Origin of the sequence: Microbacterium sp. (assembly GCF_047605725.1) — a bacterium.
GTDB lineage: Bacteria > Actinomycetota > Actinomycetes > Actinomycetales > Microbacteriaceae > Microbacterium.
On sequence record NZ_JASGFE010000036.1, the window covers coordinates 1 to 13,899 of the forward strand.

Annotated in this window: 9 protein-coding genes; 5 read left to right on the plus strand and 4 right to left on the minus strand. The window is 73.5% G+C overall.

The window, feature by feature from the left end; all coding sequences use genetic code 11:
• Window positions 1-778: integrase catalytic domain-containing protein (locus QM641_RS08740; RefSeq protein WP_415115522.1), on the minus strand; the 778-nt coding region annotated here is incomplete at its 3' end.
• 254 nt (window positions 779-1,032) lie between these two features.
• On the opposite strand from QM641_RS08740, the gene QM641_RS08745 reads away from it, so the two are divergent.
• On the plus strand, window positions 1,033-1,326 hold the full coding sequence (locus QM641_RS08745; protein WP_415115524.1) for a GNAT family N-acetyltransferase: 294 nt from the start codon (window positions 1,033-1,035) through the stop codon (window positions 1,324-1,326).
• 6 nt (window positions 1,327-1,332) lie between these two features.
• Here QM641_RS08745 and QM641_RS08750 read toward each other — a convergent pair whose 3' ends face one another.
• Window positions 1,333-2,247 (minus strand): alpha/beta fold hydrolase, encoded by a 915-nt coding sequence (locus QM641_RS08750; RefSeq protein ID WP_415115526.1) that lies wholly within the window; start codon window positions 2,245-2,247, stop codon window positions 1,333-1,335.
• Window positions 2,248-2,299: 52 nt separating this feature from the next.
• Between QM641_RS08750 and QM641_RS08755 the strand changes: the two genes are divergently transcribed.
• The 3 genes from QM641_RS08755 (at window position 2,300) to QM641_RS08765 (ending at window position 6,891) form a co-directional block, all read left to right on the plus strand.
• Entirely contained in the window at window positions 2,300-2,587 is a 288-nt protein-coding gene (locus QM641_RS08755; protein ID WP_415115528.1) for a DUF2277 domain-containing protein, read from the plus strand.
• 72 nt (window positions 2,588-2,659) lie between these two features.
• Window positions 2,660-3,808, plus strand: coding sequence for an exonuclease SbcCD subunit D (locus tag QM641_RS08760; protein ID WP_415115530.1), 1,149 nt, complete (start codon window positions 2,660-2,662; stop codon window positions 3,806-3,808).
• Window positions 3,805-6,891: an AAA family ATPase gene (locus QM641_RS08765; RefSeq protein ID WP_415115532.1), complete on the plus strand. Its 3,087-nt coding sequence runs from the start codon at window positions 3,805-3,807 to the stop codon at window positions 6,889-6,891. The genes QM641_RS08760 and QM641_RS08765 overlap by 4 nt, the downstream gene beginning before the upstream one ends.
• A 50-nt stretch (window positions 6,892-6,941) precedes the next feature.
• Here QM641_RS08765 and QM641_RS08770 read toward each other — a convergent pair whose 3' ends face one another.
• Both QM641_RS08770 and QM641_RS08775 read right to left on the minus strand, forming a co-directional pair.
• A complete protein-coding gene (locus QM641_RS08770; protein WP_415115534.1) occupies window positions 6,942-7,517 on the minus strand; it encodes a nucleoside phosphorylase in 576 nt (191 codons plus the stop codon).
• 172 nt (window positions 7,518-7,689) lie between these two features.
• Window positions 7,690-9,738 carry an NAD(+) synthase gene (locus tag QM641_RS08775; protein ID WP_415115536.1) on the minus strand — a complete coding sequence of 683 codons (2,049 nt, stop codon included), beginning with the start codon at window positions 9,736-9,738 and terminating at the stop codon, window positions 7,690-7,692.
• 474 nt (window positions 9,739-10,212) lie between these two features.
• On the opposite strand from QM641_RS08775, the gene QM641_RS08780 reads away from it, so the two are divergent.
• A complete protein-coding gene (locus tag QM641_RS08780) occupies window positions 10,213-13,899 on the plus strand; it encodes a TM0106 family RecB-like putative nuclease (RefSeq protein WP_415115538.1) in 3,687 nt (1,228 codons plus the stop codon).

Here is a 13,899-nt window from a genome sequence, read left to right on the forward strand (position 1 = left end):
GCCAATAGAACGCGTGCTTTCGGACGACGTGGTTGTTCTTCGATTCGACGGTGGCTTGGTCGTTCTTCCGGTAGGGGCGGGAACGGGTCTGCGCGATGTCGCGGGCCTGCAGCCAGTCCGCGACGTCGTGGTTGATGAACTCGGACCCGTTGTCGGAGTCGAACACGGTCAGCGGGAACGGGAACAGTACCTGCAGGTCGCCCACGGCCTGGACGATCCACTTCGACGCGTTGTTACGGATCGACGCGTTCTCCGTCCACCCGGTGACCAGGTCCGTCATCGTCAGCGTCCGGCAGAACTCGCCCTGGAACGTCGGCCCGCAGTGCGCGACGGTGTCCGCCTCGATCACCCCCGGTGTCGTGGGCGGGGCGTCACCGGCCTTGGACAGGCCGATCGAGTTGCGCAGCACCTGCGGGACCGGCGTCGTCGTCGAGATGCCCCGCAACCGCATCCGCTCACGTGCCGGGGCCAGGTACCGGTCGATCGTTGCCGGGCTCATTGCTTCCAGTTCGGCCAGCGCGTCCTCCGTCACGAATGGCTTGTCCAGGTCCCCGGCCTGCTCCAGCAGCGGCACCCAGAGCGGGAGCATCACCGTGAGGTACTTCCCGCACGGCATGCCCATCAACGCCCACACATGCTCCAGCGTTGCCCTCGCGTCATCGCTGTATCCCTTCGCGCGCAGCCGCCGCCGGTCGATCTGCTCGGCCGGGTCAGGCAGTGCCGGCCCGGTCAGCATCCGCCGCGCGGTCGACCGGCCCATCCCCGTCGTCGCGATCACCTCGTCCAGGATCCGCCCCCGATCCTTCTTCGACGCCTTCCGGTAAGCGGTTCGCAGCTTGTTCGTAACATGACGCCTCGCGGCCATCGGGATCTTGCCTTCCACACGGGCAAGCTTCGCGCTCAAAGATCGTGAGGCACCGATCCCACTCTCGCGCTCAAAGAAGCTGAGGCACGTCGACCGCGTCGCCGGAGAACCCGCAACGTGACGGAGTATGACGGGCGATGAAGCCCGCGCGGGCGTAGCGTGGCGGCATGGGCGACTACACCTTCGCGAACGAGACGGATGCCTCGCGGTACACGTTGCACGACGGAGACGACCTGGTGAGCGTGCTCGACTATCGCGATGACGGTCGCACGGTGGCGATGACGCGCGCCTACACGATCCCCACGTTCCGCGGACACGGCTACGCGGGCGAGCTCGTCGAGCGCGCCGTGGCCGACCTGGAGCAGCGCGGCGATCGCAGGGTCAGCCCGGTGTGCTGGTACGTGGCGGACTGGTTCGAGGCGCATCCGGAGCGCGCCGGCATCCTGCAGGAGCGCGCCTGACGCCTCTCACGCGTGCGGGCGGTGCTCGGCGAGGAAGCGGAGGATCGCGGCGGCGGCGGGCCCGGCATCGCGGATGAGCGTCTCGTGACCGTGCCCGTCGAGCTCCACCAGCGGAGCGCCGGAGAGGCGCTGAGCCACCTCCGCGCACCACGCGTGCGGTGAGACGCCGTCGAGCGCGCCGCGCACGACGAGCGCGGGGGCGGTGATGCGGGGGTAGGCGTCCTCGGGACGGTGCACGAGCATCGCGCGCATCTTGCGGCGCAGGTTCGGCCCCGCGCGCAGATACTCGCGACCGCCGAGCAGGAGCTCGCGCAGGTTCTCCCTCGGCAGGTCGCGTGCCAGCCGGGCGACCTGCCGCAGGGCCCTCCGGGCGCCCGAGTCGACGGTGGGGGCGGCCAGCACGAGAGCGCCGACGAGATCCGGATGCCGCGCCGCGAGCTCGGCGGCGACCTGGCTGCCCATCGAATGACCGACGACCACCGCTGCCGACTCGCCCCGTGCGCGCAGGAGCGCCGCGACGAGGTCGGCGGTGCGCTCCATCGTGAGCGTGCGCTCGGGCTCGGGCGCCTCGCCGTAACCGGGCTGGTCGACGGTCCAGATCCGTCCGCGCCCCTCCAGGTGCGTGACCAGGTCGGCGAAGACCATGCGGCCCATGCCGATGCCGTGGATGAGGAGGAAGAGCGGCTCGCCTTCGCCGTGCTCCTCCAGGACGAGGGTCGCCCCGGCGTGCGTGAAGCGCGAGACGCGGCCGTGCACCGCTGCGCCGGTGACGGCGTCGACGAGGGCGTCGGCGTGCTCGGCGGCCGCCCGGGCCGCGTCGGCGACGGCGTCTGTCGCAGTGCGCACGGCGTCGCCGACGGCATCCGTCACCGCCTCGGCGGCATCGGCGACGGGGTTCGCGCGGGTGTCGTCTGCGTCCACGGGATCGAGCGTAGTTCGCGCCCGCCCGCTGCGTGCGACGTACTCTGGGGGCATGTGCCGCAACATCCGCCCGCTCCACAACTTCGAACCTGCGGCGACCGACGACGAGGTGCACGCCGCCGCGCTCCAGTACGTGCGCAAGGTCGCCGGCACCACGAAGCCGTCGCGCGCGAATCAGGCCGCCTTCGACCGCGCGGTCGCCGAGATCGCGCACGCGACGCGGCACCTGCTGGCCGACCTCGTCGCCGTGACCCCGCCGAAGAACCGCGAGGAGGAGGCGGCGAAGGCGCGCGCCCGCGCGGAGCGGTCGGGCCGCTACGCGCCGCGCGTCGCGTCCTGACGGCGAGGCCGGTTCGACGGCATCCCCGCACGCCTCGGCACCGGTGTCGGAGGCCCGGCCTACCGTGGCTGCATGCGCATCCTGCACACCTCCGACTGGCACATCGGGCGCACCTTCCACGGGCACGCCACGCTCGCGGCGCTGCGCGTGGTGCTCGAGGCGCTGACCGGGCAGGTGCGCGAACACGACGTCGACGTCGTGGTGCTCGCCGGCGACGTATTCGACTCCGCGACTCCGGCGGCCGACTGCTACACGCTCCTGTCCGATACGCTCCGCGCGCTCTCCGAGGCGGGCGCCGAGATCGTCGTCACCAGCGGCAACCACGACTCGGCGGCGCGGCTGGGCTTCCAGTCCGCGCTCCTGCGCGATGGCATCCACGTCGTCACCGATCCGGCCGGCGTCGGCACGCCGATCACGGTGACGGATGCCGACGGACCTGTGCACTTCTACGGCATCCCCTATCTGGAGCCCGCGCTGCTGCGTCACCTCTGGCCGGGAGTGCGCACTCAGGCACAGGTGCTCGCTCATGCGATGGAGCTCGTGCGCGCCGATCTGACCGAGCGCGGCGGCCGCTCGGTCGCGATCGCGCACTGCTTCGCGGCCGGGGTGGCGCCCACCCCGCACCTCGAACGCGACATCCAGCAGGGCGGGCTCGACGTCGTGCCGCTGGCGACGTTCGACGGGCCCGACTATGTCGCCCTCGGCCACATCCACGGGCGCCAGCGCTTGTCCGAGCGCGTGCGCTACGCCGGCGCCCCGCTGCACTACAGCTTCGGCGAGGGCGACAAGCCGCGCGGATCGTGGCTCGTCGAGCTCGACGCCGCGGGGCGGGTGGAGGCGAGGTGGCTCGACCTGCCCGTGCCGCGCCGGCTGGTCACGCTCACCGCGCCGCTCGAGGAGCTCCTCACCGATCCGCGTCACGCCGCCCACGCGGACGACTGGGTGTGCGCCCGCTACACCGACGCGCTGCCGCAGCGCGATCCGCTCCGGCGCCTGCAGACGCGGTTCCCGCACTGCGCCGCGGTGGAGCACGTGCCCGCGGGCGGGCGCGAGGAGGCCCCGCGTACGTACGCCGACCGTGTGCGCCACGCGCGCACCGACCGCGAGGTGGTCGAGGCGTTCCTGCAGCACGTGCGCGCGGGTGAGGGTGCGAGCCAGGCCGAGGCGGCGCTCCTGGACGAGGTGCTCGGCGATCGGGTGCGTGCGGAGGCTCTCGCGTGAGGCTGCACCGGTTGGAGCTGGCGGGATTCGGACCGTTCCGCGAGCGACAGGTCGTCGACTTCGACGCGTTCGCCGCCGACGGGGTGTTCCTCATCGCCGGGCGCACCGGGGCGGGCAAGTCGAGCATCCTCGACGGGGTCTGCTTCGCGCTGTACGGCACGGTGCCCCGGTACGAGCACGGCGACCGGCGGCTGCGCAGCGACCACTGCGACCTCGACGACGTCTCCGAGGTGCGGCTGGAGTTCACGGTCGACGACACGCGCTGGCGGGTGACGCGGGCGCCCGAGTACCAGCGCCCGGCCCGGCGCGGCGGCGGGCTGACGCCGGAACCGGCTCGCGTCGAGGTCGAAGAGCTCGTCGACGGCGTCTGGGTGGGGCGGGCGGCCCGGCTCCGCGAGGCGGGGATCCTGCTCGACGAGGTGCTGGGGCTGAACGCGCAGCAGTTCCAGCAGGTGATCCTGCTGGCGCAGAACCGGTTCTCGCGGTTCCTGCTCGCCCGCAACGACGAGCGGCAGGCGCTGCTGCGCACCCTGTTCGGCACGCTGCGGTTCGAGGAGTACGAACGCGCGCTGCAGGAGCGGCACCGTGACGCCCAGCGAAGCGTCGATCGGGCCGTCGAGCACGCGAGCACGCTGCTCGAGCTCGCCGAACGGTTGATCGACGAGCACGGGTTGACAGGCCCGGGCGAGGAGCGTCCGGTCGACCCGGCGTCCCGTCGCGAGACCGCCGAGCAGGCCCGCAGCCGGGCCGCGTACCGGGTCGAGGTGCGCGCGAACGATCGCGCGACGGCGGATGCCGCGTACACGGCCGCGGCCGAGCAGCACCGCCTCGCGCTGGCGGCCGCGAAGGCGCGCGCCGACCTCGACGCCGCGCGCACGGCGCTGGCCGAGCTCGAGGCCGCCGCTCCCCGGATCGACGACGATCGGGTGCGACTCGAGCGTGCCCGCGCGGCGGAGGCGCTGCGCGCGACGCTCGACGCCGCCGACCGCGCCGAGCGGGCGCACGCCGACGCGCGGGCCGGCGCGGAGACGGCCCGGCGGGCCTGGTCGCTCGTCGCGGCGGAGGCAGAGCGGCTCGGTGTGCCGGTGGCCGGGGCAGCCGATGGGCCGGTGGCCGGGGCGGCCGGCGGGTCGGCCGGGCGGGCGGGAAAGGCCCGCGGGCCCGGCTCGCGGGACAAGCCTGCCGGCGACCTCGTGACGGTCGTGGACCGGCTCACCGGCGACCTCGCCGTCTGGGCGGTCACCGCCGCGCAGGAGGCCGACCTCGTCGCCGATGAGCGCCGTCTCGGCGAGGCCGAGGAGCGCATCGCGGTGCTGTCCGCCGAGCTCGCCGGCCTCGACGCGCAGCGCGCGCGGGTGCCCGCCGAGCGCGCGCGGATCGAGTCGCTGCTCGAAACGGCGCGCGACGGCGCCGCCCGCTTCGACGCCGCCCGTGCCGGGTGCGACGAGTTCGCCGCTCGACTCGACGCGGCCCGCGACGCCGAGCGGCTCGCCGCGGACCTCGTCGCAGCCGACGCCGCCCACGCCGACGCCGCTGCGACGGCCGCGGCCGCGATGGCGGCGATCGCCGCGCTCCTCCAGCGCCGGCTCGCCGGCTTCGCGGGCGAGCTGGCCGCAGGGCTCGTCGACGGCGAGCCGTGCGCCGTGTGCGGGGCGACCGCGCATCCGCATCCCGCCCCGGCAGCGGCGGATGCCGTCACGGACGACGACCTCGCCGCCGCCGAGGCGGCGCGCGATCGGGCGGTCGACGCGGAGCGCCGCGCGGCGGAGACCTCCCGGGCCGTGCGGGAACGGCACGCCGAGGCGGCCGCGCGTGCGGGTGGACGCGAGGTCGCCGTGCTGGAGACGGAGCTCGCCGGCGCCGTCGAGGCGCGGCGTGCGGCGGAGCAGGCCGCGTCCGAGCGCGACGAGCTCACGGCTCGACTGGCCGAGCTGGCGACGCTCGACGAGAACGCCCGCGTGCTGCGCGAGGATGTCGCCGCGCGGCTGTCCGACGCGCGCGAGACCGCTGCGGCCCTGGCCGCCACGGTCTCCGCGGCCGGGGCCGAGGTCGCCGCGGCCCGCGGGCCGTACGAGACGGTCGCGGCGCGCATCGCCGCAGCGACTGCCGTGCGCGATGCCGCCCGTGCGTGCGTCGCCGCCGACGAGGCCGCGGCGGAGCGGGCCCGAGCACAGCGCGACGCCGAGACGGCCCTTCAGCGGCTCGTCGCGGCATCCGACTTCGCCGACGCCGCGGATGCTGCCGCGGCCCTCCTCGACGAGCCGGAGCGCACGGCCCGCGAGGAGCGACTGGCCGACCACGTCGCCCGCCTCGAGGCGACGCGCGCGCGCCTGCTGCAGCTGGAACTGGAGACCGCCGGGGAGCCGACCGACCCGGTCGACGTCGCGAGCGCCGCCGCGCAGCTCGCCGCCGCCGATGCCGCGCGCACGGCCGCGATCGCCGCCGAGAGCGACGCGCGGCACGTCGCGGAGCTGCTGCGCGACCTGCTCGCGCAGGCCGACTCGGCCTACGCCAGCGTGGCCGGCGAGGCCGAGGAGGCGGCGGTCGTCACCCGCCTCGCCGACACGGTCGCCGGGCGGGCGCCGAACACCATGAAGATGAACCTGGAGTCGTTCGTCCTCGCCGCCGAGCTGGAGGAGATCGTCGCCGCGGCGAACCTGCGGCTGGCGGAGATGTCGTCGGGCAGGTACACCCTGCACCACTCCGATGCGCGCGCGGCGCGCGGCGCGGCATCCGGACTCGGCATCGTCGTGCTCGACGCCCACACCGGGCGGCTCCGCTCGCCGCAGTCGCTCTCCGGCGGCGAGACCTTCCTCGCGTCGCTCGCCCTCGCGCTGGGCCTGGCCGAGGTCGTGACCTCGCGCGCCGGCGGACTGCGCCTGGACACGCTGTTCGTCGACGAGGGGTTCGGGTCGCTCGACCCGGAGACCCTCGACCTGGCGATGCGTACGCTCGACGAGCTGCGCGCCGGTGGGCGCACGGTGGGCATCATCAGCCACGTCGAGGCCATGAAGGAGCAGCTTCCCGCGCAGTTGGCCGTGGAGGCGCTGCCCGAGGGACCGAGCGTGATCCGGCAGCGCTGAGCCGCGCCGCCGGTGGGGCCGCCGTCCGGGAGCGCCGGCGCTGCTGCGGGTCAGACGCCGTAGAGTTCCCGCACCCGCTCGCGCAGCTGGGCGCTGCACGCGGCGAGGGCCGCGTGCCAGTCGGTGATGGCGTCGTCCTGGGCCCGGTCGGACACCGCCTTGAGCACTCGGATCGGTACCCCGAACTGCTGGGCCACCCAGATGTACGCATAGGTCTCCATGTCCACGAGGCTCGCACCGAGCCCGCGGATCTCGGCGACGGCATCCGCGTCGTCGACGAAGTGGTCGCCGGTGGCGATCGTCGCTCCGTGAGCGTCGGAGCCCTCGCCGACGTCGACCCGCTGCGGCAGCGACACGTGCTGGCCCGCGATGCCGTCGATATCGGACACGTCGTGCTGGATCGCGGCGGTCACCTCGAGCACTTCGAACACCTTGCTGTCGTCGTCGCCGATCGCTCCGGCGGTGCCCACGACCAGCACCTCGTCGTAGGCGTGGGCGTCGAGGGCGCGGGTGAGTGCGTACGTGGCCTTCAGCTTTCCAGGGCCGGTGACGAGCCGGTCGAACCCGTCCAAGGCGGCGGGGAAGGCGACGAGTTCGGAGTCGAGGGCGGCGACGAGGAGTCTCACCACTCCATCTTCGCCTGCGCGGGTCGGTAGGTCGCGCCGGTGGGCTCGGTTCGGTGCGCGCAACTCAGGCAATTCGCTCGGCGGCACCGGGCTCTGCCGCGTGATCATGCGGATCGTGGGTAGCGGTGCTGGCATTCTGCCTGAGTTATGCGCAGCCTTCGCCTGCGACGGCTCAGCCGGATGCCGGGAGCGCGGCATCCAGCTCGGCGAGCCACGCCGCGGCGTTGCCGTCCGACGGCGCACGCCAGTCCCCGCGCGGCGAGAGCGAGCCCGCGGCCGACACTTTCGGCCCGTTCGGGATCGCCGAGCGCTTGAACTGCGCGAACCCGAAGTAGCGCTTCAGGAACACGCGCAGCCACCGGACGATCGTCTCGCGGTCGTACCCGTAGCGGTCGTCTGCGGGGAAGCCGGGCGGCCAGGCAACGGCATCCGGATCGGCCCACGCCCTCTCCGCGAGGAACGCGATCTTCGAGGGCCGCATGCCGTAGCGGAGCACATGGAACAGCGCGAAGTCGTGCAGCGCGTACGGGCCGATCGCGTCCTCGGTGGACTGGACCTTGCCGTCCTGGCCCGCGGGGACGAGCTCCGGGCTGATCTCGGTGTCGAGCACTGACTGCAGCACGGTCACCGTGGCGTCGTCGACGCCCTCGCGCTGGGCGATGACCCAGCGGATCACGTGCTGGATGAGGGTCTTGGGCACTCCGGCGTTGACGGCGTAGTGGCTCATGTGGTCGCCGACGCCGTACGTCGCCCAGCCGAGCGCGAGCTCGGAGAGGTCGGAGGTGCCCACCACGAAACCGCCGTGTCGATTGGCAAGGCGGAACAGGAAGTCGGTGCGGGCCCCGGCCTGCACGTTCTCGAAGGTCACGTCGTGGACGGGTTCGCCGGCGGCGAAGGGATGCCCGATGCCCTCCAGCAGCTGCATGGCCATGGGGCGGATGTCGATCGTCTCGATCGAGGCGCCGATCGCCTCGGCCAGGGCGATCGCGTTCGACTTCGTGTGGTCGCTCGTGGCGAACCCGGGCATCGTGTAGGCGAGGATGTCGCTGCGCGGCCGGCCCATGCGGTCCATGGCGCGGGCGACCACCAGCAGCGCGTGGGTGGAGTCCAGGCCCCCGGAGACGCCGATGACGGGCTTGGGCGATCCGATCGCGCGCATGCGCTGCTCCAGGCCCGACACCTGGATGTTGAACGCCTCGTAGCAGTCCTGCGCGAGCCGGGCCGGGTCGTCAGGCACGAACGGGAAGCGGTCGAGCGGCCGGCGCAGCCCGATGTCGGCGGCGGGCGGGCGCAGGAACAGCTCGACCCGCACCGCGTCGCCGGGCGCGGCGACGCGGTTGTCGTCGAACGTGCCCTGGCGGAGGCGGTCCTGCCGGAGCCGGTCGAGGTCGACGTCGACGACGCTGCGCCGCGGGCCGTCGGGGAAGCGTTCGGTCTCAGCCAGGAGCGCGCCGGCCTCGTGGATCATGGTCTGACCATCCCACGACACGTCGTTCGTCGACTCGCCCATGCCCGCGGCGGCATAGGCGTACGCAGCGAGGCAGCGCAGCGACTGCGACGCGCACAGCGCCCTGCGGTCGTCGGCGCGGGCGATCGTGATGGGGCTGCCGGAGAGGTTCAGGAGCACCGTCGCCCCGGCCAGGGCGGCGTGCGAGGACGGCGGGATCGGCACCCACAGGTCCTCGCAGACCTCGGCGTGGAGCACGAGGCCCGGGACGTCGCGCACCTCGAACAGCAGGTCGTTGCCGAAGAGCGCCTCGTACCCGCCGACGGCGATCGTCTCGCCGCCGCACGGCGTGCCCGGCGCGTACCAGCGGCGTTCGTAGAACTCGCGATAGGTCGGCAGGTACGACTTGGGCGCGACGCCGAGGATCTCGCCGCGGTGGATCACGACGGCGCAGTTGTAGAGGCGGTTGCAGTGGCGCAGCGGGGCGCCCACGACGAGCACGGGGAAGAGGTCGACGGACGCCTCGACGATTCGCTCGATCGCCGTGACGACGGCGTCGAGCACGACGTCCTGCATGACGAGGTCGTCGATCGCGTAGCCGGTCAGGCACAGCTCGGGGAAGACGGCGGCCGCGACCGCCTCGGCGTCGCACTCGCGGGCCGCCTCGAGCACGGCGTCGGCGTTGGTCGCGGCGTCGGCGATCGCGACCGGGATCGTGCAGGCGGCGATGCGTGCGAACCCGTGCCGGTAGGCGCTCTCGAAGGGCAGGTCCATGCTCCCAGTCTGTCAGGTGCCGGTGTCCCGCTGTCAGGTGCCGGTGTCCGATTCGCAGGGTGCCGGTGTCCCGCTGTCAGGTGCCGGCACCCGACTCGCAGGGTGCCGGTGTCCCGCTTACAGGGCCAATCGGCCGTTCCGGCGCTTGGGGAGCCTAGAAGTGCCGTCTCGCCCTGTAAGCGGGCCGCATGACGCGCCGCACCGGGCCTCGGGCGGCCGACGGCGGGCGGCGCGGCCCGCCCACCCGTCTGCGCGTCCCTCCCTGTCATCCGGGCGATTGGCGCCACCTTCCTGCACGTCCGCCTGACTGATGGCGTCACCTTTCGGCGTCGGCGCCAGTTTCCTGCGATGGCGCTACATATTCGTATGGGCCATTGCAGGAAGGTGTCGCCAACAGTGAGGAGAGGGGCGGGGCGGGCGCGGGGCAGGAGGTGTGTCGGGGGACGCGGCTAGGGTCGAACCGGGAAGGGGACCATGCGGTACATCGAGGGCGAGGGCGAGGGCGAGGGCCGGGTCGTCTGGAGTGCGAGCGACCTGAAGGCGGCGGCCGAGTGCGAGTTCGCGTGGCTCCGCCGGCTCGACGCCAAGCTCGGTCGCATCGCCGCGGTCGAAGACCCCGAAGACCTCACGCGCGAGCGCGCGGGGCGGCTGGGCACGCAGCACGAGCTGCGCACGCTCGCCGCGTATCGCGAGCGCTTCCCCGGCCGGGTCGTCGAGATCCCCGCGACGCGGTCGACGGATGCCGCAGCCCTCGCCGCAGCGGTCGCCCAGACCAACGCGGCGCTGGCCTCTGACGCCGCCGTGATCTACCAGGCAGCATTCGCGGCCGAGGAGTTCGTCGGCTTCGCCGACTTCCTCGTGCGGGAGGATGCCGCTGACGCCGTGAGTGTCGCGGGCCCGGCGGCTCTCGTCCGCGAGTACGTCGTAGATCCGGCGATGCTCACCCACGAGGATGCCGCGGGCACCGCCGGCCCCGCGCGCTGGATCGTGCAGGACACCAAGCTCGCCCGGCATGCCCGCGTGACCGCGCTCATGCAGCTGGCCGCGTATGTCGACCAGCTCGATCTGCTCGGCGTGCCGCGTTCCGATCGCGTGGAGCTGCTGCTCGGCGACGGCAGCGTCTCAGCGCACGCGATACGCGACATCCTGCCGGTGTTCGGGCTGCGTCGGGCGCGGCTGCGGGCGCTCATCGCGGACCGACGGATCGCCGACGGCGCGGCGGGGGCGCCGATCCCGTGGGGCGACGAGCGTGGGTCGCTCCGGGTCGTCGCGTGCGGGCGCTGCCCCACGTGCGACGCGGAGGTCGTCGCCCACCGCGACCTGCTGCTCGTGGCGGGCATGCGTCCGGTGCAGCGCGAGCGGCTGCGCGCCGCCGGGATCGACACGATCGACGCGCTCGCCGCCGCGACCGAGCTCCCGGCCCGCATGGCCGCCGACACCTTCGCGCAGCTGCGCACACAGGCCCGGCTTCAGCTGACCAGCCCCGCGGGCGGCGTCGCGCCGCTCACGGCTCCTACCGATCTCGCCGCGGCGGACGCCACCCGAATCGGCCCCGCCGAGCCGGCTCCCGCAGCCCCCGCCGACGTGGCGGTGCCGACCTACGAGGTGGTGCTGCCGGCGGCCCTGGCGGCCTTGCCCCGCCCCGACCACGGCGACCTGTTCTTCGACTTCGAGGGCGATCCGCTCCACACCGAGGGAGCAGGCAGGTCCGGCGCGACGCAGTGGGGCATCGACTACCTCTTCGGCTGGGTCGACACCCGCGAGCAGTACTCCGCACTGTGGGCGCACACGCTCGCCGACGAGAAGGCGGCGCTGGAACGGTTCCTCGACCTCGTCGCGCTGCGGCGGCAGCGGCATCCGGGCATGCACATCTACCACTACGCGCCGTACGAGCCGACGCACCTGCTCGCCATGGCCGCCCGGCACGGCGTGCGCGAGGCGGACGTCGATCGGCTCCTGCGCGACGGCGTGTTCGTCGACCTGTACCCGATCGTCCGCCGCGCGCTGCGCGTGGGCTCGCGCTCGTACTCGATCAAGAAGCTCGAGCCGCTCTACATGGGTGCCGAGGTCCGCACGAGCGACGTGCAGCGCGGCGACGACTCCATCGTCAAGTACGTCGAGGCGCGGGTGTACGCGGAGGCGGGCGATGAGGCATCCGCGCAGGAGATCCTCGACGACCTCGCCGACTACAACCGCTACGACTGCGTGTCGACCCGGCGCCTGCGCGACTGGCTCGTCGAGCGCGCCCGCGAGGCGGGCCTGCACCCCTCGGCGGACCCGGAGCCCGATGAGAACGGCTATGCACCCTCGCCGCGGGCCGAGGCGCTGGCCCGGCTCGCGGCCGATGCCGTCGACGACCCCGTCGCCGAGGCGCTGCGGCTGGGCGCCGCCGCGATCGACTACTACCCGCGAGAGGCGAAGACCTACTGGGCGGCGCACTTCCTGCGCCTGCGCGAGCCGGTGTCGATCTGGGCGCAGACGCGCGACGTGATCGTGGTCGATGCCGGTCGCAGCCGCGTGCTCACGCCCTGGCACCGTCCCGAGCGCGCCCGCGTCGACCGGCGCGTCGTCGAGCTGCACGGCGATCTCGCGCCGGGTACGAAGCTCAGCGCCGACTCCGGTGTGTATGCCCTCTATGCCATGCCCGCCCCGTTCCCCGCCGAGACGCACCCCCGGTGGATCCATGTCGCGCGCCCGGTGAAGATCGTCGACGTGCTCGATGACGGCGTCGTGATCGAGGAGAACGCGACTCCGGGTGCTGCCGCGTGGTCGACCTTTCCGGTCGCGCTGACCCCGGGCGCGCCGCCGCGCGCGGGCAGTCAGCAGACCGCGATCGATGAGTGGGCGGATGCCGTGATCCAGGCATCCCCGTCGTTTCCCGCCGACCCGGCGACCGACCTGCTCCTGCGTCTCCGGCCGCGCACCGGTACCGGGACCCTGGCACGGACGGCTGCCGCAGTCCGCGATCCCGACCGCAGCGACATCGACGACATCGTCCGCACGCTCGCCGACCTCGATCGCAGCTACCTGGCCGTGCAGGGCCCGCCGGGAACGGGCAAGACCTACGTCGGCTCGCACGTCGTCGCTCGGCTCGTGCGCGAGCGCGGGTTCAAGATCGGTGTCGTGGCCCAGTCGCACAACGTCGTGGAGCACATGCTCGACGGGATCGTCGCCGCGGGAGTTCCGAAGGAGCTCGTGGCGAAGGCGATCAGGGGCACGCCCACCGGCGCGGAGTCGTTCACCGTCATCGCGAAGGACGGCATGGCCGCCTTCACCGCCGCGCACCCCGGCGGGTACGTCGTCGGCGGCACCGCGTGGGACCTCACCCATCCGGCGCGGATCCCGCGTCAGAGCCTCGACCTCCTCGTGATCGACGAGGCGGGGCAGTTCTCGCTGGCATCCACGATCGCCGTGTCGGTCGCCGCCCCGCGGCTGCTGCTCCTGGGGGACCCCCAGCAGCTGCCGCAGGTGAGTCAGGGCACGCACCCCGAGCCTGTCGACACGTCGGCGCTCGGCTGGGTGATGGACTCGGCAGCGGTCATCGCGGCCGATCGCGGCTACTTCCTGGCGCAGACCCGGCGCATGCGGCCTGAGGTCGCCGTTCCCGTCTCGCAGCTGTCGTACGAGGGCCGATTGGAGGCGCACCCGTGCACCTCCGAGCGGCTGCTCGGCGGGGTCGAGGCGGGCGTCGTGCCGGTGCCCCTGTCGCACACCGGCAATGCGACGCAGTCGTCGGAGGAGGCGACCGTCGTCGTCGGGCTCGTACGCGATCTCGTCGGTCGGCCGTGGCACGACGGCACTGCGACGCGACCGCTGCAGCCGGCCGACCTCATCGTCGTCACGCCCTACAACGCCCAGCAGGTCGAGGTCGAGGAGGCGCTCGCCGCGGCCGGCTTCCCGGAGGTTCCGGTCGGGACGGTGGACCGCTTCCAGGGGCAGGAGGCGGCGGTGTCGATCGTGTCGCTCGCGGCGTCGTCGGGGCGCGACGCCCCGCGCGGCCTGGAGTTCCTGCTGCTGCAGAACCGCCTGAACGTCGCGGTCTCGCGCGCGCAGCACACCGCCTACGTCGTCTACTCGACCGGGCTCCTCGACGACCTGCCCCGCACCCCCGAGGGCGTCGCGCGGCTGAGCGCGTTCGCACGCCTCGTCGGCGCCGCCTGA

Coding starts and splice junctions, on each gene's coding strand:
- QM641_RS08775 (WP_415115536.1), bottom strand. CDS start 9,738: ATGGACCTGCCCTTCGAGAGCGCCTACCGGCACGGGTTCGCACGCATC.
- QM641_RS08780 (WP_415115538.1), top strand. CDS start 10,213: ATGCGGTACATCGAGGGCGAGGGCGAGGGCGAGGGCCGGGTCGTCTGG.
- QM641_RS08760 (WP_415115530.1), top strand. CDS start 2,660: ATGCGCATCCTGCACACCTCCGACTGGCACATCGGGCGCACCTTCCAC.
- QM641_RS08745 (WP_415115524.1), top strand. CDS start 1,033: ATGGGCGACTACACCTTCGCGAACGAGACGGATGCCTCGCGGTACACG.
- QM641_RS08755 (WP_415115528.1), top strand. CDS start 2,300: ATGTGCCGCAACATCCGCCCGCTCCACAACTTCGAACCTGCGGCGACC.